General features: G+C 64.4%; 17 protein-coding genes. 6 read left to right on the top strand and 11 right to left on the bottom strand.

Going from position 1 to position 23,558, the window contains the following annotated elements; genetic code table 11:
- The first annotated feature begins 261 nt into the window (after window positions 1–261).
- Window positions 262–1,401, top strand: a complete 1,140-nt coding sequence (locus AC0L3K_RS32305) for an MFS transporter (protein WP_473367566.1) — start codon at window positions 262–264, stop codon at window positions 1,399–1,401.
- Between the two features lie 6 nt (window positions 1,402–1,407).
- On the opposite strand, the gene AC0L3K_RS32300 is transcribed toward AC0L3K_RS32305, so the two are convergent.
- Window positions 1,408–2,397, bottom strand: coding sequence for a Bug family tripartite tricarboxylate transporter substrate binding protein (locus tag AC0L3K_RS32300; protein ID WP_473367565.1), 990 nt, complete (start codon window positions 2,395–2,397; stop codon window positions 1,408–1,410).
- Window positions 2,398–2,693: 296 nt separating this feature from the next.
- On the opposite strand from AC0L3K_RS32300, the gene AC0L3K_RS32295 reads away from it, so the two are divergent.
- Window positions 2,694–5,531: an ATP-binding protein gene (locus AC0L3K_RS32295; RefSeq protein WP_473367564.1), complete on the top strand. Its 2,838-nt coding sequence runs from the start codon at window positions 2,694–2,696 to the stop codon at window positions 5,529–5,531.
- Between the two features lie 23 nt (window positions 5,532–5,554).
- Here the strand turns inward: AC0L3K_RS32295 and AC0L3K_RS32290 are convergent, their stop codons facing one another.
- The 3 genes from AC0L3K_RS32290 to AC0L3K_RS32280 all read right to left on the bottom strand — a co-directional run bounded on the left by AC0L3K_RS32290 (window position 5,555) and on the right by AC0L3K_RS32280 (window position 9,216).
- On the bottom strand, window positions 5,555–6,493 hold the full coding sequence (locus tag AC0L3K_RS32290) for an aldo/keto reductase (RefSeq protein WP_007601300.1): 939 nt from the start codon (window positions 6,491–6,493) through the stop codon (window positions 5,555–5,557).
- A gap of 84 nt (window positions 6,494–6,577) precedes the next feature.
- Window positions 6,578–8,074 (bottom strand): MDR family MFS transporter, encoded by a 1,497-nt coding sequence (locus AC0L3K_RS32285; protein WP_473367563.1) that lies wholly within the window; start codon window positions 8,072–8,074, stop codon window positions 6,578–6,580.
- Window positions 8,071–9,216 (bottom strand): HlyD family secretion protein, encoded by a 1,146-nt coding sequence (locus AC0L3K_RS32280; RefSeq protein ID WP_473367562.1) that lies wholly within the window; start codon window positions 9,214–9,216, stop codon window positions 8,071–8,073. The genes AC0L3K_RS32285 and AC0L3K_RS32280 overlap by 4 nt, the downstream gene beginning before the upstream one ends.
- Before the next feature lie 216 nt (window positions 9,217–9,432).
- Here AC0L3K_RS32280 and AC0L3K_RS32275 point away from each other — a divergent pair, with 216 nt between their 5' ends.
- Entirely contained in the window at window positions 9,433–9,993 is a 561-nt protein-coding gene (locus AC0L3K_RS32275) for a TetR/AcrR family transcriptional regulator (protein WP_473367561.1), read from the top strand.
- Between the two features lie 49 nt (window positions 9,994–10,042).
- Here AC0L3K_RS32275 and msrA read toward each other — a convergent pair whose 3' ends face one another.
- The 6 genes from msrA to AC0L3K_RS32245 form a co-directional block, all read right to left on the bottom strand.
- Window positions 10,043–10,558: a peptide-methionine (S)-S-oxide reductase MsrA gene (gene msrA, locus AC0L3K_RS32270; RefSeq protein ID WP_473367560.1), complete on the bottom strand. Its 516-nt coding sequence runs from the start codon at window positions 10,556–10,558 to the stop codon at window positions 10,043–10,045.
- A gap of 152 nt (window positions 10,559–10,710) precedes the next feature.
- Window positions 10,711–11,133 carry an OsmC family protein gene (locus AC0L3K_RS32265; RefSeq protein ID WP_007601290.1) on the bottom strand — a complete coding sequence of 141 codons (423 nt, stop codon included), beginning with the start codon at window positions 11,131–11,133 and terminating at the stop codon, window positions 10,711–10,713.
- Window positions 11,134–11,329: 196 nt separating this feature from the next.
- A complete protein-coding gene (locus tag AC0L3K_RS32260; protein WP_473367559.1) occupies window positions 11,330–12,178 on the bottom strand; it encodes an enoyl-CoA hydratase/isomerase family protein in 849 nt (282 codons plus the stop codon).
- A 61-nt stretch (window positions 12,179–12,239) separates the two neighbouring features.
- The gene (locus tag AC0L3K_RS32255) at window positions 12,240–13,553 is read right to left on the bottom strand and encodes an epoxide hydrolase family protein (protein ID WP_473367558.1); all 1,314 of its coding nucleotides are present in this window, start codon (window positions 13,551–13,553) and stop codon (window positions 12,240–12,242) included.
- A 261-nt stretch (window positions 13,554–13,814) separates the two neighbouring features.
- On the bottom strand, window positions 13,815–14,540 hold the full coding sequence (locus tag AC0L3K_RS32250; protein ID WP_354170506.1) for a VOC family protein: 726 nt from the start codon (window positions 14,538–14,540) through the stop codon (window positions 13,815–13,817).
- A gap of 33 nt (window positions 14,541–14,573) precedes the next feature.
- Window positions 14,574–15,245: a sensor histidine kinase gene (locus tag AC0L3K_RS32245; protein ID WP_473367557.1), complete on the bottom strand. Its 672-nt coding sequence runs from the start codon at window positions 15,243–15,245 to the stop codon at window positions 14,574–14,576.
- Window positions 15,246–15,576: 331 nt separating this feature from the next.
- On the opposite strand from AC0L3K_RS32245, the gene AC0L3K_RS32240 reads away from it, so the two are divergent.
- Window positions 15,577–18,420, top strand: coding sequence for an ATP-binding protein (locus AC0L3K_RS32240; protein WP_473367556.1), 2,844 nt, complete (start codon window positions 15,577–15,579; stop codon window positions 18,418–18,420).
- Window positions 18,421–18,538: 118 nt separating this feature from the next.
- A complete protein-coding gene (locus AC0L3K_RS32235) occupies window positions 18,539–19,246 on the top strand; it encodes a hypothetical protein (protein WP_219683101.1) in 708 nt (235 codons plus the stop codon).
- A gap of 28 nt (window positions 19,247–19,274) precedes the next feature.
- On the opposite strand, the gene AC0L3K_RS32230 is transcribed toward AC0L3K_RS32235, so the two are convergent.
- Complete coding sequence (locus tag AC0L3K_RS32230; protein ID WP_473367555.1) at window positions 19,275–22,157, bottom strand: ATP-binding protein; 2,883 nt, start codon at window positions 22,155–22,157, stop codon at window positions 19,275–19,277.
- 353 nt (window positions 22,158–22,510) lie between these two features.
- On the opposite strand from AC0L3K_RS32230, the gene AC0L3K_RS32225 reads away from it, so the two are divergent.
- Window positions 22,511–23,494, top strand: a complete 984-nt coding sequence (locus tag AC0L3K_RS32225) for a helix-turn-helix domain-containing protein (protein WP_219683103.1) — start codon at window positions 22,511–22,513, stop codon at window positions 23,492–23,494.
- The last annotated feature ends 64 nt before the right edge of the window (window positions 23,495–23,558 follow it).

Below are 23,558 nucleotides of genomic sequence, written 5' to 3'. Positions count from 1 at the left end.
AGCGTGTTCGAGACGGGGGTGTGCCTGGGCCCCGGTTGCCGGCAAATCTATACCGTGCTAGGGTGGCAATGGCGGCTCTCGTGCCCCCTGATCGGCCCCCCCCCCCCCGCGCCAACGAAGCCTCACTCCTTGGTTTGCACTGGCGTTCCGTCCGCCCCACGGGCCGCCTGCGACAATCCGAGTCCGCCGCGGACATAAAGACGCGACAATTGCGAGGCTTTTCGGTTGCCCCTGCCCTGATTCCCTCTCCCCGGAGTTCCCATGTCTTCTGCCGACAGGCCGGCGACACGCCTTGCGACCAGGCTTGCCTTCCTCGTCGCGGGCTTCGGCATCGCGTGCTGGGCACCGCTGGTGCCGTTCGCGAAGGCGCGGCTCGCCGTCGACGACGGCATCCTCGGACTGCTCCTGCTCAGCCTCGGCATCGGCTCGGTCGTCGCGATGGTTCTGACCGGCGTGCTGAGCGCGCGCTATGGCAGCAAGCCGATCGTCATTGCGGGCGGGCTCGGTCTTGCCCTGGTCCTGCCTCTGCTGACAATCGCGAGCTCGTCCATGACGCTCGCGCTGGCACTCTTCGCATTTGGCGCCGCGCTCGGCTCCATCGACGTCGCCATGAACATCCACGCGGTTGAGGTGGAGCGCGCCGCAGGACGTCCGCTGATGTCCGGCTTCCACGCGCTGTTCAGCATCGGCGGCTTCGCCGGGGCCGCGCTGATGACCGCACTGCTCTCGCTGCAACTCGGCGCGCTCGCTTGCACGCTGATCTGCTCCGTCCTGATGCTGATCGCGATGCTGGCGGCGTGGCCGCGGCTGCTTCGCTCTGTGCAGGTGCAGGAGGGGCCGTTGTTCGTGCTGCCGCATGGCGCCGTGCTCCTGCTCGCGCTGCTTTGCGCCATCACCTTCCTGGTCGAAGGCGCGATGCTCGATTGGGGCGCCTTGCTCGTCATCGGCGCGGGTCTCGTTTCCGAAGCGCAAGGCGGGATCGGCTACATCGTGTTCTCGGTAGCCATGACGATCGGGCGGCTCGGCGGCGACGCCGTCGTCGCACGCGTCGGAGACCGCACGACATTGTTCTGGGGCAGCCTGATTGCGATCGCGGGTTTCGTGGTCCTGCTCACGGCTCCCGTCGTGGCGGTCGCCATAGCCGGCTTCCTGCTGATCGGCCTCGGCGCATCGAACCTCGTGCCGGTGCTGTTCCGCCGGGCGGCGAGGCAGACGGTGATGCCCACGGGGCTCGCCGTTGCGGCGATCACGACCGCCGGCTATGCTGGCGTTCTCGTCGGCCCCGCCGGTGTCGGCTTCGTGGCACGCTTTGGCGGATTGCCGATGGCGTTCTGGCTCCTGGCCGCGCTGATGGGCCTCGTCACGCTGACGGCGCGCATGGTTACGCGCGCCGACGGCTGAGCGGCGTCACAAATTGCTCAGCCCGATCGATTTGATCAGGGGCGCGAGGCTTGCGGATGTGGCCTCGACGATGCGCTGGAATTTGTCCGGACTTGAATCGTTGTCCGGCTCCATGCCCTGAGCGCGATAGCTCGCCAGAAGCGCCGGTTCGGCCATGGCGAGCCGCGTCGCCTGCGCGATCCGGTCGATGATCGCATCGTCGGTGTCCTTGGGCGCGAACAGACCGAACCATCCCTCATACCGGATGCCGGGCATGCCGGATTCGACGGCCGTCGGGATCTCCGGCGCGCCGCTCAGCCGCGTTTCGGTGGTGACCGCGAGCAGCCTGACTTTCCCCGCTTGAGCCAGCTGCTGCAATTGAACGGACATGACGGCAATGACGAGCGATATCTGGCCGCTGACGAGATCGTTGGTCGCCTGCGCGATGCCCCGATAGGGCACGTGGACGATGTCCAGCGCACCGGCCTGCTGCTTGAAGGATTCGCCGACCAGATGGTTTCCGGTGGCGATCCCCGGCGTGCCATAGGACAGCTTTCCCGGATTGGCTTTCGCATAGGCGATCAACTCGCGCAGGTTTGCGGCGGGCACCGAAGGATTGACGGCGAAAACCAGCGCGCTGTTGATCAGCCGGTAGATGGCGCGGAAATCGCCAACCGAATATCCGGGATTCGCCGACGTCATGGGAATGATGACCTGCGTGCTGCCGTTGCCGAGCAGCAGCGAATAGCCGTCGGGCTCCTCGCGTGCGACCGCCGCGGTCCCGATGGCGCCGCCCGCACCGCCGATATATTCGACGAAGGTCGGCCCCAGCAGCGACGGCATCCTGTCAACCCAGGGGCGCGCGATCTGGTCACCCGATCCACCGGGTCCGTAGGGAATCACCAGGCGAATGGGACGAGACGGATAGTCGGCGGCTTGTCCGCTGCGGGGAAGCGCGGGGAGCGCCGCTGCGCTTGTCAACGCGTGCACGAATTGTCGCCGCGTGAAAGAGGCCATGCTGGAAATTCCGGAAGTCGGCAGTCGATGTGGTGGCGGGACCGGCTCCCGGACGATGCCATCGCAGCAATCCGGCATCGCAGTCAATGCTCCATCCGGGCGAGCCTCGGCGTCATCGCATTGTCACATCGGCCTAACTCTTTACTTTCCAAGCACAATTTCGCGAGCGAGCCGACCCAAGCCGTCCACGCAGGGCTGCCAGCCCTGCCCACTGCTTTCGGCCAGTTTACTGTACGCCTCGTTCTGGTAGACCAAAAAGTAATACCTTTTGACTCCCTTCGAGGGGGCGATGGCGCGTGCCAGATCGTAGCGAAGACTCGGCCATTTCCTTTGGGCCATTTCGACTGTTTCCGAAGTCCCGGCTCTTGGAGAAGGAGGGGGCGCCGCTTCATGTCGGCGGCCGCGCGCTCGACATTCTCATCTTCCTTGCCGGACGCCCCGGAGAAGTCGTCGACAAGAGAGAGCTGGTCAAGCGCATCTGGGCCGGCGTCAATGTCGACGAGGGCAGTCTGCGCTTCCATGTCGCGGCGCTGCGCAAAGCGCTCGGCGATACCGGCAAGTCGGCCCGTTACGTCGTTAACGTGCCGGGCCGCGGCTATTGCTTTGTCGCCTCGTTCGCTCAAGCAGCTGCGCCAGCCGCCCCGCTCGCGGCCGAAACCGCCCCTCCCCGCTCCCTGCCCGCTCAGCTAACCAGGATGGTCGGCCGGGAAGATGTCATCGAGAAGATCTCGAACGGACTTTCCCTCTATCGCTTCATGACGGTCGTCGGCCCGGGCGGCATCGGCAAGACCTCGGTCGCCGTCACCGTCGGGCATCGCCGCTCCCAGGATTTCGGCGGGCGAGTCTTCTTTGTCGATTTCGGTCCGCTGAGGGATGCCAGTCACATCGCGACCACCATTGCTTCGGCGCTCGGACTGACCATCAGCGCGGAAGATCCGACGCCGGCCCTTCTGACTTTCCTCAAGATCGGCCCGGCCCTGCTGATCTTCGACAGTTGCGAACATGTGCTGGATCAATTGGCGCCTCTCGTCGAGCACATCGTTCGCGAAGCACCGCAGCTTCGTGTTCTCGCAACCAGCCGCGAGTCGTTCCGGAGCGAAGGCGAGCGGATTTTCCGGCTGTTCCCACTGGATTGTCCGCCCGAGCGCGAAGGGCTTGCTGTCGACGAGGTTCTTGCCTATCCCGCGGCTCAACTCTTTGTGGACCGCATTGCGCAGAGCTCGGGACCGTTTCAGCTCAGCGCAGAAGAGGCGCCCCTCGTCGCGAGCATCTGCCGGCGCCTCGACGGCATCGCGCTGGCGATCGAGCTCGCGGCGGGCCGCGTCAATGCTTACGGCATCGCCGGCACGGCATCCCTGCTCGACAGCCGCTTTTCGCTGCAATGGCGCGGCCGGCGCACCGCCGTGCCGCGGCACCAGACGCTCGCTGCGGCGCTCGACTGGAGCTACGACCTTCTGCCTCCCGTGGAGAGCGCCACGCTGCGACGCTTGTCGGTCTTTGCCGGGCCTTTCGCGCCGGAGACGGCGGCAGCGGTCGCGTCCGGTGACGGCCTCAACGCATCCGAGACCCTCGAAGCAATCGACAGCCTGGTGACCAAGTCGCTGATCTCGCCGTCCGGCTCGCGGACGCTGCGCTATCGGCTGCTCGACACCACGCGCACCTATGCATACGGAAAACTCAACGAGCTCGGCGAAGCCAGGCAGTTCGCGCGGCGTCATGCCGAGCATTTTCGCGATTTATTCCAGCGCGCGGAGGCGGATATTTCGACGCCGCTGCCCGAATGGCTGAGCATCTATGGCGCGGAGCTGGACAATGTGCGCGCGGCGTTGGACTGGGCCTTCGGGCCCGACGGCGAGGCGACACTCGGCATCGCGCTGACGGCGGCCGCGATCACGCTGTGGGTGCGTCTTTCACTGTTCGCGGAATGCCGTGAGCGCAGCAGAACGGCACTCGCAGCGCTCGGAGACACCGCCGACGATGACCGCATCCGCATGCAGCTCCTGTCGGCACTCGGCTGGTCGCTGATGTATGGCGAGGGCCGCGCGCGCGAGGCGCGGCCGATCCTCGAGACGACCCTCGAGCTGGCTGACAGGCTCGACGACAAGGATTTCCGGCTGCGCGCGCTCTGGGGCTTGTGCATCGACCAGTTCAACAACGGACAGTTCGGCAAGGCCCGTGCGCTCGCCGATCGCTTTGCGAACGCAGCGGCGAACTCGTCCGACAGGACCGACGTCATGCTGGGCGACCGCCTGATGGCCGTAGCGCTGCACTATCTCGGGGATCAGAACGAAGCTCGGCTACGCATCGACCGGGTCAATGCATCGCTGCATGTGCTGGCGGAGAAGCCGAAAATCTTCCCGCTCGATCTGAGAATCTCGACCCAATATTTTCGAGCTCGCATCCTGTGGCTTCAGGGCCTGGCCGATCAGGCTCAGGCCCTCACCGCCAGGAACATCGAGGAAGGCCGCGCCAATGGCCACGCACTGACCTTCTGCAGCGTGCTCGGACAGGCCGCCTGCCCAATCGCCTTCTGGTCCGGCGATTTCGAGGCCGCGCAGCGTCACGGCGCCGAGCTGCTCGAACACACCGAGCGACACGCGATCCGGCTGTGGGGCCTGTGGGCTAGGGCCTTCAATGCCGCAGTCATGGTCAAACGCGGCGACTCGACCGGCCTGCCACTGCTGCGCGAGGAGCTCAATCGCGCCGGCGATGCGCGCTTCCTGCCGCGTTTTCTGCCCCTGCTCGGCGAGCTCGCCGCGTGTTCTGGAGAAGCCGACCAGGTCGATCGCGGCCTCGACGTGATCGAGGATGTCCTGACCCGCTGCAACGACCGGCAGGAGCTCTGGTATCTGCCGGAGCTGATCCGCATCAAGGGAGAGTTGATGCTCAGGAGCACCCGGCATTCAGGAGACGCCGAGCCGCGCTTTCGCGAGGCCATGGACATTGCCGGCCAGCAAGGCGCGCGCTTCTGGGAGCTGCGAAGCGCGGTCAGCCTGGCGCGGTACATGATCGGCGCTGGCCAGACCAAGGAGGCCTTGGCAATTCTGGAACGCGCATGCCGGCCGTTCACCGAAGGTGCCGGCATCGCCGAAATCCGCAGCGCCCACGATTTGATCGAGCAGCTCCGAGCTTGACGAGTCGGCTGGCCGGCGCCGATTCATCCGGCGCGCGGAATGAATCCGGGCACGCCAGTCTCGACGACCGTGTTGAACCTGATGTTTGTCGTGATCTCGTCCCTCATCTCTCGCATGGCGTCTTTGGGCAAAGCCGAAATATCGAAGTTCTCCTGGATGCGCCGGGGATTGGTCGAAGTCGTCAGGAAAGCGGTGCCGCGCTGGACGGCCCACGCCAGCGCAATTTGGGCCGGTGTCTTGTGCAAACGCTCCGCGATGGCAGTGATCACCGGATCGGCCAGGACGTTCGGCTTCATCGCGTGCCCCAGCGCTGCAAACGCCTGCAAGACGATCCCGTGCTCTCGACAGAAGTCGAGCAGGTCCCACTCGGGAAGATACGGATGCGATTCGACTTGCACCATGGCGGGCCTGATCCGCGCGACCGAAACGATCTCGCGCAGCTTGTCCAGGGTGATGTCCGACAGACCGATCGACTTGCAGTGCCCCTCGTCGACCAGGCGCTCCAGCGCCCCCCACGTCTCCGCCAGCGTAACACCTGAATCATAGATGACCCGACCGTGCTCATCTCTCGGATCCTGTTCGTCGCCGGGTTGAAAGGCAAAGGGCGTATGGATGATGTAGCAATCGATCTCGTCGACTTGCAGCCGCCGGCGACTGGCGTCGAAGGCAGGCCTGACCCGTTCCGGCCGATGATTGGTGTTCCATAGCTTCGTCGTAACGAACAGGTCCTTGCGCTGAAGCGTTCCCTCCTTGAACGTCTCCTGCAGCGCATCGCCGACCGCTTCCTCGTTGCGATAGCGCTCCGCGCAATCAAGGTGTCGAAATCCGGCCTCCAATGCAGCCTTGGTGGCCTGCCTGGTCACGAGCGGATCCGGAATGAGCGTGCCAAATCCCACCGCGGGAATCGTCCCGGATTGATGAGTTGGAATCCTCGTATAACGAAGCGTATCTGACGAAGTCATGCTCATACTCCTTTGTTTGTCCTCGGCTCCCTCAAAAGCGAGGGACGAGGTATTCGATGCGATGTCATTCCACGGCTCCAGGCGTTAACCGGTCGGCCGCGGCTTACGGAGAAAAAACACGAGCGGAATCACGACGAGCATGGCGAGCATCAGGATCTCGAACTGGTCGATGACCGCGACGGTCGCCGCCTGACGCGTGACCATGCCGTTGAGGGCGGCAAGGCTTGGCTTCGCGATCGGCCCCCCGACGAATGCAGCGACTCGGTAGGGCGTGAGGTTCTTTGCGAGTGCGACGTGCACAGCCTGCGTGTTGGCGTAGAAGAAGAGCTGGACCACTGCGATGCCGATGGTGCTGCCATAGAGGCGCGACAGGTTGATCAGCGCGCTGCCTTCCGGGCGGAGCTTCGGATCGAGCGTGCCGAACGCGGCCCTGGCGAGCGCGGGCAGCAACATGCCGAGGCCCGCTCCCTGGAGCAGGCCGGCCTCGACCACCGGCCGCCAATCCATCGCCGGTGAATAGCCAAGCATCAGCCAGTTGGCATAGACCACCAGCGTCATTCCACCCACGAGGAACGGCCGGTAGTCGATCTGCGCCGGGACCAGGCTCGTCAGCACCAGCGCTCCCACCAGCGCGACGCCGCGCGGAACGGTCATGTATCCGGTGGTGTCAACGGGGTAGTTGAGCAATTCCTCCAGCATCGGGGACGTCAGGGCCAAGGTCGGCAGCAGCACGAAGCCAACCGCGAAGGAGATGACCGTCGAGAGCACGAGATTGCGGTCCCTGAACAGCGCCGTGCGGAGAAAGTGCTCCTTTGTCGTCATGACGTGCACGACGAAGAGATAGAAGCCGAGCACGGAGGCGCCCGCCTCGATCCAGATTTCCGTCGAGGCAAACCATTCGAGGCGCTCGCCGCGGTCGAGCAACATCTGCAACCCAATCATGCCGACGGAGAACGTCGTCAGGCCGAAGAAGTCGAAGGGCTGGCTCCGCTCCGCCCGCTTCTCGCCGAGCAGCTGAGTCATCGTCAGGAAAATGAAACCCGTCATCGGCAGGCTGAAATAGAAGATCGCGGGCCAGCCGTAATATTCACTGAGCCAACCGCCAATGGCCGGGCCGCTGCTGATGCCGAGCAGGGAGCAGACGGTCCAGGCCAAGTTCATGCGCGCATGTCGCGCCGGCGGTGTCGCCTCGAGCAGGATCGCCAGCGAGAGCGGCGCCAGCGGTCCGCTCGCCGCGCCCTGGAGGATTCGCGCCAGCACGAACTGAATCGACGTCGTCGCCAGCGTGTCGAGGGCGAGACCCAAGACGAAGATCGTGACAGCGGCCTGATAGACCACTTTCCGGCCGTAGCGTCCCGCCAGCCATTGCGTGATCGACATGGTCACGGCGCTCGCCGCGATATAGGAGGAAAACACCCAGCCGACCTCGTCATTGGCCATCGAGAGCGTCGCTTGAATATGGGGTAGCGCCGCGTTCGGTATCGAAATGTTGACGGCCTGCATGTAGGTCGCCATGAGTGCGGCCGCGGCGATCGCGTGATGACCGCCGGGCGCCGTGGTCGATGGAAGGGGCGTACTCATTTGCCCTCCGTTGCAGGCGCCGGTTGGAGCAGATGCGGCCAGCTGCGGCGATGGCCTGTATCGACCCGCGCCGTCACGCTGATGCCCGAGAACAATGGCCGGTTCGGATCGAGATCGTCGAGTTCCAGGCGCACCGGCAATCGCTGCACGACCTTGACCCAGTTTCCCGTCGCATTCTCGGGCGGCAGGAGCGAGAAGTCAGAGCCGGTCCCCGGACTCATGCTGACGATGTGCGCCTTGAACTTGCGATCCGGATAGGCATCGACGTCGATCGTCGCCTCCTGGCCCGGGCGCATGTGGGTCAAGCCGGTCTCGCGGAAATTCGCCTCGACCCAGACGTGCCGGCTCGACTGCAGCGAGAACGTCGTTGCCCCAGCATTGACGAAGCCGCCGATCTGGAGATCGTCCACCTTGGTCACGATGCCGTCGTCCGGCGCCGTCACGGTGGCGTAGGAGAGATCCAGCCGCGCACGGTCGAGCTGTGCCCTGGCCGCGCGAACGGTCGGATGACGGTCGATGTCGATATCTGCATCGCCATCGAGGGCGACGATCGTGTTGCCGATCTGCTGTTCGATCGACGCCATGCGGTGGCGAGCGACCTTCATGTCCGTCTCGGCCCGCTCATAGACCGCGCGCGGCGTGAAGTCGGAGGCAACCAGCATCTTCTTGCGATCGAACTCGCGCTCGTCGAAGGTAGCCGTCTCTTTGGCCGACTGCAGCTCCGCCTGCTGCTGACGATGGGTCGCCTTGAGGGACTCGATCTGGAGCCGCGCACTTCCGAGGCGCGCCTCGGCCTGGTCGACGGCAATTTGATAAGGCTCCGGGTCGATGCGAAACAGCACCTGCCCGCGCCGGACGCGCTCGTTGTCGCGCACGGCTATCTCGACCGCCTGGCCGGAAACGCGTGCGTTGATGGTCACCTTGGCGGCACGCACGAAGGCGTCGTCGGTCGAGACATATTGCTCCTGCGCCAGATAGATGAAGGCGCCAACCACGGCCACCGCCATCGGCAGCGCGAGCATCAGCGGCCGTCGCAACCGCTTGCCGAGCCCTGCCCCAAACCATTGCGCGGCAGCCTTGCTCGGGCGGAAGCTGCTGCCATCGCCGAGCCCGCCGGCGATTGGCGCGAAATCGAAACGCATCGGAATATCCTCGGGTTCAATCTATTTAATAACGATCGTTACAAATATTGCACTCCAACGCGGCGATCAAGGCTGCGACCCTTGATTTTTATAACGATCCATACAAATATACGTGTAGAACAGGGCAACCGGGGTTCTGACGATATGGCACGGAAAAAGAGCGAAACGAGCCCGGCGCGCCGGGGACGGCCACCGGCCTACGACGCAGAGACCGCCTTGAAGCGGGCAACGGAGACGTTCTGGAGGACGGGCTATTCCGGTACCCCCCTGGACAAGGTCGCTGCCGCGACCGGGATGAGTCCGCCGAGCCTCTACGCGGTGTTCGGCAACAAGCATGCGCTCTACCTCGAGGCGCTCGCGCGTTATTGGGAGATCAGCCTTGCCGCGACGCGTGAGGCTCTCGCCGGGGACCATCCCTTGGACGAAGCGCTGATGCTGGCCTATGACGCGGCGCTGTCGATCTACTTTTCCGGAAAGGGAGCCGCGCGCGGCTGCTTCGTGGTGGGGACGGCGGTGACCGAAGTCGCTGAAGATGCCGCGATCCGGAGTAGCGTTGCGGCGGGACTGCGGATGATAGATGCCGATTTCGAAGCCCGCTTCCGCCTTGCGCAGGACAAGGGCGAGTTGAAGCGCGATGCCGATCCAGCGGCGCTTGCCATTCTCGCTTCAGCCACGATGCACACCATCGCCATTCGCGCCCGTGCCGGCGCCCGCCGCTCCGAGCTGAGGGAGATGGCCCGAAAAGCGGTCGATGTGCTCTGCGGATGCCCGCGGTGATCTCGCGGATTTCGGGCATGGCTCTCCCCGACAATAACGACGACCAGCTCTAGCCTGCCGCTGCAGCCCCGCGCCGCGGCAGTTTCCAGTCGGGGCGGATGAAGTGGCAGGTGTACCCGTCCGGATAGCGTTCGAGATAATCCTGATGCTCCGGCTCGGCTTGCCAGAACTCGCCTGCGGGCGCGACCTCGGTCACGACCTTGCCAGGCCAGAGACCGGACGCCTCGACGTCTGCAATCGTATCCTTTGCGATGCGCTTCTGTTCGTCGCTGGTATAAAAGATCGCCGAGCGATAGCTCGTGCCCAAATCATTGCCCTGGCGGTTGAGCGTGGTCGGATCGTGGATCTGGAAGAAGAACTCCAGCATGGTCCGAAAGCTGGTCTTGGTGGGATCGAAGGTGATCTCGATCGCTTCGGCATGACCTTCATGATTGCGGTAGGTGGCATTCTTCACAGCGCCGCCGGTGTAGCCGACGCGGGTCGAGATCACGCCCGGCTGCCTGCGGATCAGATCCTGCATGCCCCAGAAGCAGCCTCCGGCTAAAACTGTGCGTTCCGTTGTCATATCTCCACTCCCAATTGATCCGTCTGTCCGTTCTGAATCCGTCGCATCCTATGCTTTTGGCGGCTCAGCCGAAAGCCAGGCATTTGTCCATCCAGCTCCTCTCGCGAGACGCAAGCTTCCAGAACCGGATGGAGACACAATGAGAGCGCGCCCTACGTCAGTTTAGCGTCGAGCGTGATTGCGGCGTTGAGCACTTTCGACACCGGGCAGTTCTTCTCGGCCTCGCCCGCGATGCGGGCAAAGCCGGCATCGTCGAGGTTCGGCACCTTGGCACGCAAGGTCAGCGCCGATTTGCTGATCTTGAAACCCTTGCCTTCCGGCTCGAGCGTGACCGCGGCTTCCGTCGAGAGTTCGTCCGGCGTGAAGCCGGCGAGCTGCAGGCCGAAGGCCAGCGCCATGGTAAAGCAACCGGCATGGGCCGCAGCGATCAACTCCTCGGGATTGGTGCCCTTCTCGTTCTCGAAGCGGGTCTTGAAGGAATAGGGCGTCGCAGCGAGCACGCCGGATTCGCTCGATAGCTGACCGGTCCCGTCCCGACCGGTGCCCTTCCAGACTGCTGTTGCCTTGCGGATCATCTCAATTCTCCTGGTTGATTTTTTAGCACCGGCGCTCGGTACCGAAGGAAAGCGACATTGGCACGACCGCTTGTCGCCAATTCCAACCGGCCGAGCGCCGCAGCGGTTCCGTCAAGTCCCGTTCCGAACGGGACTTGATTCTTGCTTTGACGCGTTTTCTTCACGCGAACCGGTATCCACTTTGCTCGAAAACGCTCTAGTTACCGATCTGTCCGACGTGGAAGCCGAGCCGGTTCTCGACGTCACCGGCGCGGTGGAAGCCGCGCGACATCAGCGCCTTGATGCGGGTCTGGCTCGCGGGGCGGCTGAGCGAGGCCAGGAACGCGTCCCATTCCGGCTTGATCTCGACATCCGGCGGCAGGCTCGCGACGTCGACGAGGCGCTTGGTCTCGGCAATCGCCTCCTTGTCGAAGGACGCGATGCGCATGGCCAGCGCCTCGACGAAGCCGTCGAGCTCGGCATCCGGCAGCGACCGGTTCACATAGCCGTAACGTTCGGCGAGATCACCGTGGATGTCATCGGCGCCGAGCAGAACTTCGAGCGCGCGGCCGCGGCCCATCAGGCGCGGCAACCGCGCCATCGGCCCGCCGCCGGGCACCAGGCCCGCACCGACTTCCCATTGCGACAGTATCGCCTTTTCGCGGCTGGCAAAGCGCATGTCGCTCGCGAGCGCCAGCTCGCTGCCGACGCCGGTCGCGCGGCCCCGGATCGAGGCAATCGAGACAATCGGCGCGCGGCTGAGACGCACCAGCATGTCGGGCAGTGCCTGCAGGCCGGTCGGCCCGGGCGGGATACGAAGCGAATCCTCCAGCGGCGCGAGGAAGTCGTAATGCGTGATGAAGAAGCCTTCGACGGCGCTGTCGAACACCACGACCTTCACCTCAGGATCGGTCTCGATCGCCGTGACGACGTCGTCGAGCAGCGGAAGCTGCTTGGGGCCGAAGATATTGACCGGGGGCATGTCGAAGGTGACACGCCAATACGACGGCAGCCGACGTTCCAGGCGGATTTGGTCGGTCGTGAAGGTGCGTTCGGGGCGGTTCATGATTGCATTCCTGTCTGTGGGGAAAAATGAGAACGCGCGGAAGTGCGCGTCCTCGCAGGTCTCAGATCGACTGACGCAGCGGTCGGAAGGCGGTGCGCATTTCCGCGCAGAACAGCGCGGGCTGCTCCCAGGCGGCGAAGTGGCCGCCCTTGTCGAGGCGATTGTAGTGCATCAGCTTCGGATAGGCCTTCTCGGTCCAGCTGCGCGGCGCGGCGTAGATCTCGTCCGGGAAAACGCTGACGGCGACCGGGATCTTGATGTGCTTGGGCTCGAAGAACACCAGCTTGTTCTCCCAGTACAGCCGCGCCGAGGACACCGCGGTGTTGGTGAGCCAATAGAGCGTGATGTTGTCGATCACGTCATCGCGCGACAGCCCTTCCGTCTTGCCGTCGAACACCCGGGCGATCATCGCGGTGCTGCGCGCATCGTGGTCGAGCATCCAGGACGCGAGGCCCGCCGGCGAATCCACCAGGCCATAGAGCGTCTGCGGCCGGTTCGACATCTCGATGGCGTAGCCGAGACCGTGCTTGTAGAAGTCATCGAGCTGATCGTAAGCGTAGCGCTCATCGGCCGAGAGGTTCGACGGCCGCGATCCGCCGGGCTGAAGCGCCTTGGCGATGTCGTCCGGAACGGTCGCGGGCATGTTGGTATGGATGCCGAGCAGCTCGGGCGGCGCAATCACTGCCATCTGCTCCGTCACGGCATTGCCCCAATCGCCGCCTTGCGCGACATAGCGGTTGTAGCCGAGCCGCTTCATCAGCACGATCCAGGCGCGCGCGACGCGCTGGGGATCCCAGCCCAGCTCCGTCGGCTTGCCGGAGAAGCCGTGGCCGGGCAGCGACGGGATCACGAGATCAAAGGCGTCCGCCGCCGTCGCGCCGTGTGCGGTGGGGTCGGTGAGCGGGCCGACGATTTTCATCTGCTCGATGATCGAACCGGGCCAGCCATGCGTGACGATCATCGGCAGCGCGTTTTCGTGACGCGAGCGAACGTGAATGAAGTGGATGTCGACGCCGTCGATCTCGGTGACGAATTGCGGCAAGGCATTCAGCCGCGCCTCCATCTTGCGCCAGTCGTAGTCGTTCTGCCAGTAGTTCACGAGTTGCTGCACCGTCGTCAGTTGCACGCCCTGCGATTGATCGACAACGATCTCACGATCCGGCCAGCGCGTCGCCCCGAGGCGGCGGCGAAGATCGACCAGATCCTGCTCGGGCACGCTGACGTGGAACGGGCGAACCGCCCCACTCACGCCAGCCTTGGCGGAATGCAGCGGCAACAGGCTCGATACGCTTGCGGCAACCGCGGTCATCGCGGCCTGGCCCAACAGTTGACGGCGGTCTGGATTGAGAATGTCGATACGTGCTTGCGTTGTCATGTTCGATCTCCCTGGCTTTGGTCGGTGACGCTGACCGAATTCGACATCAACGCCTCGGTTCGTCATGCAGAGAGATTGGCGCAGGCCCTGGCAATTTGCTCGTTATGGGTTGTTAGACCGCGTTAGCCGTTGCGAGCCGCGCGACGCCGAGCAGAGCAAGCGGCGATCCACGATGGTCGCCGCCAAAGCAACACGGCGCGCGATCAGCTCAGTCATCGCGCGCCGCGTCGGCTTGCATCAGTCGAGAAGCCGCCGTCCAGCTCAGGATGGCAGCGGCTGGCCCGCTTGCTCGCGGACGATATAGTCGGCATACCAATCGGCCCAGTTCTCATCGTGCCCGCCGGTCCGCTTTTCGTGCTCGCCATGTGCCGCCGCCGCGCGGCGCAGTGCTGCGGCCAACGCAGCCTGCGAAGCGAATGTCGTGCCGTCGCCCGCGATCCGTCCCGGCAATCGCGTGGTGACCTCCTGGAACAACCAGCCATTGCCGTCGGGATCGCTGAACGAGGCAAATGAGCCGTAGCTGCCGCGCTTCGGGTCAGCACCGCTAACCCGAACGCTGCCGGAGAGATAAGGCTCGTCGGTTCCGGCGTGGACATCGCCGGCACCATGGAATGGAGCGCTGACCTCGATGCCGCGGCCGAGCAGATCCTTTCGCGCCGCCTCCAGATCGGAGACGATCAGGTACAAGCCTCGCGCCGAGCCCGGCGCTGCCGCGGTCACGTTCCTCCCGAAGATCACCGAGCAGGCCGAGCCTGGCGGCGTGAACTGGATCACGCGCCAGTCATTGCCGGAGGCAAAATCGGCGTCAAGTCGCCAACCGAGACGCGCGTAGAAGGCCTTGGCGCGATCGACATCGGACACGGGGATCACGATCACCTCGAGCCTCTGATCAATTCTAGGCGATGTCGAAGGCTTGCTCGCAGACTTGTTGGAAGGGTTCTTGGAAGACTTGGCCGCGGCGTCGCGGTCGATTTCGGTAGTGGCCATGTCGAACTCCCTGGGTTGGATCGAAGACGAACTTCAAGCAGCTGCGATCGGCATCACGATCGTTACACGTGTGCCGTCTTCTCCCGCCTCGCCCTGCAGCCGGGCGCGAATGCTGCGTGCGAGTCCTTCGAGAATCCGGCTGCCTGTGCCCTGAAGCGGCCCGCTCGCGCCGATCCCGTTGTCTAATACCGTGCAGAACCAGGCGCCGTCACGATTGGCTATCTCGATGCGGATCATTGCATCATTCCTGTTCGGGAAGGCGTGCTTGGCCGCATTCGTCACCAGCTCCGTCAGCATCAGCGCGAGCCGATGGCATTGCGATGCCGGTAGGGTCCCGTTTTCGATCGCCGCCTCGCAGCGGATGCCCGCGGGCTCCAGCACGGCCTCGGAAATCGCTCCGCACAAATTTTCGAAGAAGGCCGCCACCGGGATCGCCGTATGATCGTCATTGTCGGACAAGAGTTGATAGAGCCTGCCGAAGGCGACGATGCGCCGCTCGAGCCGGTCCGCGGCAAGCGACACGTCCCTGGTGCCTGCCCGGGTGAAATCGCGGCGGACTGACGCACCCAGTATCGTCAGCGTGTTCTTCATCCGATGGTGGGATTCCCGCAGCACGAGCTGCCAGTCACGCGACTGATCGTCTAAACTGGCCACAAGCTGAGATCGAACGACGTCGTCATTCGGCCGAGCGTTGATACCGGACATCGTCGCCTCCCCGTTGGAATTAACGTCAAACTCGGAACGGATACTGGATGCAGTTCGCGTGCATTGCTCGTTAGACGTTGCAAGATTTTGTTATGATGAGGGTGCGACGACCGGGACTCCAAGCCGTGAGCTGGGCGGTCAAGCACGCCGCCGGGCTGCCCCTATCGCTTCGCAAGATGCTCGCGTTTGAGTACAATTTGCGACGGATCGTCGCGCGCGACGGCCAATTGCCGGCGCCCCACGCGATTTCGCCACTTTCGGCCAGTTTACTCGGGGTTCCCTTCTGCTAAATCAAAGTGCAGAGTTCAGCTCTCACTGGAATGATTGGCCCGTGCCGGACACTAACGACCAGGAGTCGGCCATTGCTTTCGGGCCATTCCGGCTGTTCGCAAAGACGCGGCTGCTCGAGAAGGACGGCGCCCCGGTTCACCTCGGCGGCCGTGCGCTCGATATTCTCGTTTTTCTGGCCGAGCGCGCCGGGGAGGTCGTGGACAAGCGTGAGTTGATCCGGCGCGTCTGGGCCGACGTGAATGTGGACGAAGGCAGCCTGCGCTTTCACATCACGACACTGCGCAAGGCCTTGGGCGATCCGGGCGAAGGCTCCCGCTACGTCGTCAACGTCCCCGGGCGGGGTTATTGCTTCACGGCCGCGCTGCTCCGGGCTGCCCCATCGGAGAACCGGACCAGCCTGCCCGTCGCTGCGCCGCGCTCGCTGCCCTCGCCGCTCGCGAAGATGATCGGGCGGGACGATGCGGTCGCGAGAATTTCCGCCGAGCTTGCCTTGCATCGCTTCGTCACGATCGTCGGCCCCGGCGGGATCGGCAAGACTTCGGTCGCACTGGCGGTGGCGCATGGCGAACTCCAGGCCTTCGACGGCCAGGTGTGTTTTGTCGATTTCGGCGCACTCAGGGAGACGCGGCTCGTTGCGGGAACGATTGCGGCCGCGCTGGGCCTTACAGTCAATTCCGACGACCCGATGCCGGGGTTGCTGACATTCCTGCGCAGCCGGCGGATGCTGCTGGTCTTCGACAGTTGCGAGCACATCCTCGACGATCTCGCCCCCCTGGCCGAACGCATCGTCCGGGAAGCGGGCGGGCTGCATATTCTCGCCACCAGCCGCGAATCCTTCCGCGCCGACGGTGAGCGTGTCCATCGGCTGTTTCCACTGGATTGCCCGCCACAGCGCGACGGGCTCGGCATCGCCGACATCCTTGCCTATCCCGCAACTCAGCTCTTCGTGGAACGCATTGCAGAGAGCCTGAGCGAATTCGAGCTCAGCGAAGAGGATGCGCCGCTCGTCGCCGAGATCTGCCGTCGGCTGGACGGCATCGCGCTCGCGATCGAGCTCGCGGCCGGGCGTGTGAACGCCTACGGCATTGCCGGGACCGCCTCGCTGCTCGACAGCCGTTTCTCGCTGCTATGGCGCGGTCGGCGCACCGCTGTGCCGCGGCACCACACCCTGAGTGCGGCGCTCGCCTGGAGCTATGATTTGCTGCCGGCAAACGAAAGCGCAACGCTGCGCGGATTATCAACGTTCGTCGGGCCGTTCACCCTGGAAGCCGCGCTAGCGGTCGCATCCTGTCAAGGCATCGGCGAGGCGGAAGCCGCTGAGGCGATCTCCAATCTGCTTTCCAAATCGCTGATCGCGACCTCGCCTGCGGAGCGGCGGCTGCGCTATCGCCTGCTCGACACCACACGTGCCTTCGTCGCGGACAAGCTCGTCGAGAACGGCGAAGCGGACCGCGTCGCACGCGCCCACGCCGAATATTTCCGCGATTTCCTGCGCGACATTGCGCTCAAATCCACGGGCATGCAGAGTGCCGGCGGCTTTCTTCCCTATGCCGACCACCTGCCCAATGTTCGGGCCGCGCTGACCTGGAGCTTTTCGGACGGCGGGGACCGAACGATCGGCGTGGATCTCGCGGCTTCGGCAGCCCAGTTCTTCCTTGAGCTGACATTGCTGACGGAATGCTACCGCTGGACCCAGCAGGCGCTGGCGTCCCTCGACGCGAGCGCGGTGGATGGCCGCAATGAAATGATCCTGCACGCCGCGCTCGGCGTCTCCGCGATGTTCACGCAGGGCAATACCGAAGCGGTCCGCTCGGCGTTCACGCGCAGTCTCCAGCTTGCCCGAGAGCTCCAGGATCTGCACTGGCAGCTCTGGCTGCTGCGCGGATTACACATCTACCTGACCAGGGTCGGGGATTTTCACGGAGCACTCGGAACCGGCGAACAGGGCGAGAGCGTCGCGCGGAAGCTGAACGATCCCGCCAGCACGCTGAACGTCGAATGGATGCTGGGCGTCGCCCATCATTTAATCGGCAACCAGGACAAGGCGGTGCAGCTCTGCGAGAGCGCGATGTTGCATAATCCCGGCTCGCAGCGGCTGAATATCGGGCATCTCGGCTATGACGACCGCATCGTCGCACTGGTGGCGCTCGCGCGCGGGCTTTGGCTCACCGGCCGGCCCGATCGTGCGATCGAGGCGTCCCGATACACCATTCGCGAAGCCGAGCTGCTCGAGCAACCGCTCACTCTCGGTATTTCCTTGATCTGGACCATCTACGTGTTCCTCTGGGTCGGCGACCTGGCGAATGCGGAAATCCTGATCGAGCGGCTGATCGATCATTCGGCGCGGCACTTCCTCGGCCCCTATCATGCGGTCGGCATCGGCCAGAAGGGTGAGCTGCTGCTTCGCCGCGGCGACGTCACCGCCAGCATCGAGCACCTCCGCCGCAGCCAGGCCACGCTGTACGCAACGCGACACCGGATCGTGACGACGGTGTTTGCGACCGCGCTCGCGGAGGGACTCGTGGCGCAGAACCAGGCCGACGAAGCCTTGCAGACCATTAATGATGCCATCGCAGAGATCCCCGATCATGGCGAATCCTTCGACATGCCCGAGATGCTGAGGGTCAAGGGCGATATCCTCGCCCGATCGGGCAATGCCGCGGAGGCCGAAAGCTGCTTCCGGGACTCGCTTGATCTGTCACGCCGCCAATGTGCGCTCGGCTGGGAACTGCGGGGGGCAATCAGTCTCGGCCGGTTCTGGCGCCAGGCCGGAAAAGCCGGAGACGCGCGCGCCCTGATCGCCCCTCTCGTCGCGCGGTACCAGGAGGGCTTCCAGACCCGTGATCTCGTCGCAGCCAGGGAGCTCCTTGCGGCGCTGAATTGAGTGTATCTTCAACGGGATACCGCAAGAATTTCCGCTCGCAACTCCTAACAACTTCTAACACGCCAAGCCGCATCCGCCCCGCCATGGTGCTGGCACTTCACGGTGGATATGGCGGGACATGGCGCTTCTTGACGATGTAATTGATGCCAGCGGCGGAATGGCCCGCTGGAATAGCTTGAGCCGGTTCACGCTTCACCTCTCCGTTGCCGGAACGCTGTTCTCCAGCACCGGACATGCCAGCGAATTCAAGGACGTGACGGCGGAGGGCTCGACCCGCACGCAGTCGGTCCGCTTCACCGGCATCACCGGAGGGGAACATTCCGGCTCGTTTCAGCCGGACGCGATCACGATCGAAAGCCTCGAGGGTGAGGTCCTCAGGACCTGGCGCAATCCAAGCGTTGCGTTCACCGAGGCCGGTTCGCCTACGCTGGCGGACGAACTGCATCTCGTCTTCTTCTGCGGCGTCGCGATCTGGAATTATCTGACCAATCCATTCCTGCTCGCCCATCCCGACGTGGTGGTGGAGGAGCTGCCACCGTGGCAGGAGAACAACGAGTCATGGCGGCGGTTGCGGGCGCAGTTCCCTCCGGGCCTGATCACGCTCGCGCCCGAGCAGATCTTCTATTTCGACGATAACGCGTTGCAACGTCGGACCGATCACGATCTGTTCGGGATGAAAGTCGCGCACTACTCCTGGGCCCATGACAGCTTCGGCGGCATCGTGGTGCCGACGCTCCGACGCGCGCAGACGCTGCGGCCCGACGGAACAGTGGTCGCCAAGCCCGTACTGATGGACGTCGAGATCTTTGACGCCGTCTTCGAGTAGCGGCCCGCGCAAAAAATTCGCTTCGACTTCACCGGGCCGCCGGCTCGTTCAACATGCGCCGCGCTGCCCTGAGATCGGCGGTCTCGAACCCCTCAGTGAACCGGGCATAGGTTCGAGCGAGCTGTTCGAGCGGAATTTGCACACGCTGCCGGATTCGAAGGCTCGCCAGCGACATCTCGGCTCGCAGCCGCCAGGATAACGCGCCCTGCTGTTCGGCGAGCGAGATCGAGGCGACAAGATCCGCCTCGGCCGCGTCGGGATTGCCGCCATGGGCCTCCAGCTCTCCCCGCAGACGGAGCAGCTCGGGCATGTCGAAGGCGCCGCCTTCGTGCTCGACCCGTAGAATGGTTTCGTGAAGAACCTGAATGCCTTGCGTCAATTGTCCCAAGCTGACCAGGCCCCGAGACAGATCCGCGGCGAACGCCGAGGCATAGAGTTCGTAGCGATCGGCATGCAGGCGTGGAAGCGCACTCCGCATCAGGTCGACGCCGCCGGCCACCTCGCCCCGAGCGATCATGCTCTGTGCCCGAAAACCCGTCGCGACGGCTTCGTAGGGCACGAGTCCGTGCATGCTCGCATGCGCGGCCAGGCGATCGGTCATGGCCTCAACTGACAACCAGTCGCCGAGCCAGCCGAACACCGAGGCGGACCAGCATAATGCGATACAATGCATGACCACGTCATGCGGCGCTGAAGCGCCGACTAGCGGCCGGATGCATTCAAGCGCACGATCGGGAAAGCCGCGCAGCCATAGCACGCGCGCAAGCGGAATCTGCGGTGTGCGTGAATAGGCGAAATGCCCGGGTTGGGTCCCGCGGAGCGCAGCGTCGTCGCGCAGGCCCTGGTCGAGATGGGCTTGCGCCGCGGCCTGGTCTCCGGCGAGGTGATATGACACGCCGAGCAGCGCTTTGCTCCCGGCGATCCCCGCGGTATCGCCGATGACGCGGGCAATCCGCTCGGCGTGAAGCGCAGTCGGCACCAGATGCCGATAGCGACCGGTCCGGCGGTAGAACATGTTGAGCCGGGACAACAACCTGAATGTGTTGGCGTGATCGGAAAGCGCTTCCGCTATTTCCAGCCCGCGCCTGAGCGCCGCTTCCGCCTGCTCGCTGTTGCGCTCGGTGAACATCAAGGCGTGACCGAGCGTCGACTGAAGTTCGAGCTCCCATGCGCCGCCCCGGTCGGCCTCGTCGAGCATTGCGAGGGCGCGATCGGACCAGATGCGCGCCTCGTTGAGCAAATTGAGTTCGACGAAGAGCCTTGTGCAGCTGCCGGCGAGCGGCACGCGCAAGCCGGCGCCCTCGTCGTTGGCATAAGCCCATTGCAGCGCAGCGCGGGCATCGGCGAGCAGGCTCGCGCGTTCCTGCAAACGTGAGGCATGATTGCTGCCCTCATCCTTCATGCCCGCTTCGAGCGTGCATTGGACATAGAGAGCGTGACGGCGCGCGATCTCGGCCAGCTGTCCGCCATCGGCCAGTTTCTGCAGGGCATAGGCGCGCGTTGCGTCGAGCAGGCGATAGCGCCGCGATGCGCCGTCCGGCTGGGTGGAAATCAGCGACTTCACCACGAGCTGCTCCAGCGCCTCGACTACGCGGTCCTCCGGCATCGCCGCCCCGGCCGCGATCGCTATCGCGCCCCTCAACGTGAAGTGACCTGCGAAGACGGCGAGGCGCTGAAATACGATCCGCTCGCTCTCGCCGATCAGACCGAAACTCCAGTCGAGCGTAGCGCCGAGCGTCTGCTGCCGCGGCGGCGCCGTCCGCCGCCCGCGCCATTCGAGCTGCAACCGGTTGTCGAGCAGTGCCGCCATCTCGCGCAGTCCATAGAGACCGACGCGCGCGGCAGCCAGCTCAATCGCCAGCGCGATGCCATCGAGCTTGCCGCAAATCCGGGCCAGGACTTCGGCATCCTCGTCGGTGATGTCGTCGCGATGCCCGGCCGCGACGGCGCGATCGACGAACAGGCGCACAGCGGGATAAGCCAGCACCTCGCCGGCGCTGAGGCGGGTGCCCTGCGGCGGACCAGGAAGCGAAACGAGCTCGAAAATCTGCTCGCCTTCCACCAGCAGCGACTCGCGGCTGGTTGCGAGGATGACGATGCCGGGCGCCGCCCGGTAGATGTTTTCTGCAAGCCGCGCGACCTCCTCGATGACGTGCTCGCAGCTGTCGAGCACGAGAAGCAGCCGGCGGCCCCGCAGGAAATTGACGATGCTGGCCGAGGGATCATCATGGTGCACGACGAGGCCCAAGGCGGCGGCAACCGTGCTCGCGACCAGGGCCGCGTCCTTGAGCGGACCGAATTCGAGAAAATGGACATTGCCGTCGAAGCTATCGCACATCTCATGCGCGAGCGCGGTCGCAACAGTGGTCTTACCGATGCCGCCCGGCCCTCGCAACGTGACGAAGCGATCGCGGAGCAAGCGGGCCGCCAACTCGGCCACAGCGTCCTCCCGCCCGACCATCCGGTCCAATCGGCGCGGCAGCGAAGGTGGCGGCGCAGTCCTTCCAGGCGCACGCGACGGCGGCGCAGCCAGCTCCGCGCGTTCGCCACGCCGCACGGGGGCGACAAAGCAATAGCCCCGGCCCGGGATGTTGGTGATGTAGCGGGCACCATCCTTTCCGTCGCCGAGCACCTTGCGCAGCTCCGCGACATGGACGCGCAGGCTGACCTCCTCGACGGAAAGTCCGGACCACGCATAGCCGAGAATTTCGTCCTTCGGGACCACTTCGCCGGCGCGACTGACCAGCAGGCGCAAAATATCCGTCGCGCGGCTGCCGAGCCTGACCGGCAAGCCATCCCTCTCCAGCAGCCGCGACCGAAGCGAAAATGGCCCGAACGCGACGGCATCGAAATCTGGGATCGCCGCGGCGTCGCTGCTGCGGGGGCCATGTCCTGCCGAGAGCTCGGTCACTTCTGACTCATCCTGACGGCCGCTCCATCGAAATGCGGCGCGACTATACCCCGCGCCAGTGCGAGGTCCAGCGAGGGCAAACCACGGAACTCACGCCGCCGCGTCGATCTCCACGCGATGTCCGGCGCTCTCCTATGTCGGGCCGGGGATGCGCAAATATCTGATAAATTGTACAAAAAGGACGCTTCCTGAGACGGGATGCCGCACCTGATGCGCTCCCACAAAAACTAACACATCCTAATCACCACTAACGAGCTTGCAGGTCAGCTCACGCCTATCCTCTCAACATGGAAAGCAGGGCTTTGCGCGTTTGCTGGTTGCAAACAGCGGAGAACGCCCGGAGAGGACGAACGATGTTGACCAATTTGCAGGCAAGTGATGCCTGGATTGAATTTCCGGGCGCCTCGGGGGATTGCGAGATACCTCAGGCAACACAAGCGATCATTCGCGAGCGTCAATGGCGTCAGGTCGATCCGCGCGCGGGGGTGGCCGCCAAGGACATCGCGATCTCGCGATGGGAAGACCCGCGGAGCACCTCGTCGCACGAAGCGACGACCCCTGAGGATCGCTATTTCGTCGGCATCGCCCTCAAGACCACGCGCGCGAAACTGACCCGGGATCGCCAGGTCATTTTCGACGGAACCATGCCCGCGGGCACACTGTATCTCACCGCGCCGTCGAAGCCCCTCGCCGTGCAATTCCAGTCGCCATGCGCCTTCTTGCACTTTTACATCTCCGCGGATCAATTTCCGGCACAATTTTCCGGGACCGAGGGATTGAATGACCTCGTCCTGTTGCGCGATCCGCTCGCAGCCGAGCTTGCCAAGGCGCTGATCGAACTTGGCGACGCCGCGGACCACGAGTTCACGCGCTGCATCGGCCAGACCCTTGCGATGCATCTCGCACGTCTGGAATTGCCACGCGCCAGGGTCAATGCCTTGCCGAAATGGCGGCTGCGGCGGGTCGAGCAATATGTCGCCGATCATTTCCACCGCTGCATTAGCCTGTCCGAACTCGCCAATGTCGCCGGCCTGTCCAGAATGCACTTTGCGGCGCAATTCCGCGCCGCGACCGGTTACCGGCCCCGAGAATATCTGCTCAATCACCGGATCGAGCACGCCAAGACGCTGCTGGCCACCACCGAACGGCCGCTGGCGGAGATTGCGCTTGCGGTCGGCTTCAGCACGCAGGCGCATTTTTCGACCGTCTTCAAGCGCATCAGCGATCAATCCCCGGCACGCTGGCGCCTCGCCAGCAAGGGCGAACGGCGAGAGGTGCAAGCACTCCCGCCGCGTCATCCTTTGACGGAGAGGGACTGGATCCGCGCAGCCGCGTAAGCATCCGCTCGCGCCCTCATCCTCCCGGGCCTGCGAGCCACTCGGGGCCGTCCCTGCCCCCACA

The sequence above is a fragment of the Bradyrhizobium sp. MI1.10 genome (assembly GCF_055811035.1).
The sequence above is the reverse complement of the archived record's forward strand: the minus strand, read 5'-3'. Positions and strand labels throughout refer to the sequence as shown.

Bases quoted from the DNA above. Each gene is read 5' to 3' on its own strand.
- AC0L3K_RS32305 (WP_473367566.1), top strand. From the start codon at position 262: ATGTCTTCTGCCGACAGGCCGGCGACACGCCTTGCGACCAGGCTTGCC.
- AC0L3K_RS32300 (WP_473367565.1), bottom strand. From the start codon at position 2,397: ATGGCCTCTTTCACGCGGCGACAATTCGTGCACGCGTTGACAAGCGCA.
- AC0L3K_RS32290 (WP_007601300.1), bottom strand. From the start codon at position 6,493: ATGACTTCGTCAGATACGCTTCGTTATACGAGGATTCCAACTCATCAA.
- AC0L3K_RS32285 (WP_473367563.1), bottom strand. From the start codon at position 8,074: ATGAGTACGCCCCTTCCATCGACCACGGCGCCCGGCGGTCATCACGCG.
- AC0L3K_RS32280 (WP_473367562.1), bottom strand. From the start codon at position 9,216: ATGCGTTTCGATTTCGCGCCAATCGCCGGCGGGCTCGGCGATGGCAGC.
- msrA (WP_473367560.1), bottom strand. From the start codon at position 10,558: ATGACAACGGAACGCACAGTTTTAGCCGGAGGCTGCTTCTGGGGCATG.
- AC0L3K_RS32265 (WP_007601290.1), bottom strand. From the start codon at position 11,133: ATGATCCGCAAGGCAACAGCAGTCTGGAAGGGCACCGGTCGGGACGGG.
- AC0L3K_RS32260 (WP_473367559.1), bottom strand. From the start codon at position 12,178: ATGAACCGCCCCGAACGCACCTTCACGACCGACCAAATCCGCCTGGAA.
- AC0L3K_RS32255 (WP_473367558.1), bottom strand. From the start codon at position 13,553: ATGACAACGCAAGCACGTATCGACATTCTCAATCCAGACCGCCGTCAA.
- AC0L3K_RS32250 (WP_354170506.1), bottom strand. From the start codon at position 14,540: ATGGCCACTACCGAAATCGACCGCGACGCCGCGGCCAAGTCTTCCAAG.
- AC0L3K_RS32245 (WP_473367557.1), bottom strand. From the start codon at position 15,245: ATGTCCGGTATCAACGCTCGGCCGAATGACGACGTCGTTCGATCTCAG.
- AC0L3K_RS32235 (WP_219683101.1), top strand. From the start codon at position 18,539: ATGGCGCTTCTTGACGATGTAATTGATGCCAGCGGCGGAATGGCCCGC.
- AC0L3K_RS32225 (WP_219683103.1), top strand. From the start codon at position 22,511: ATGTTGACCAATTTGCAGGCAAGTGATGCCTGGATTGAATTTCCGGGC.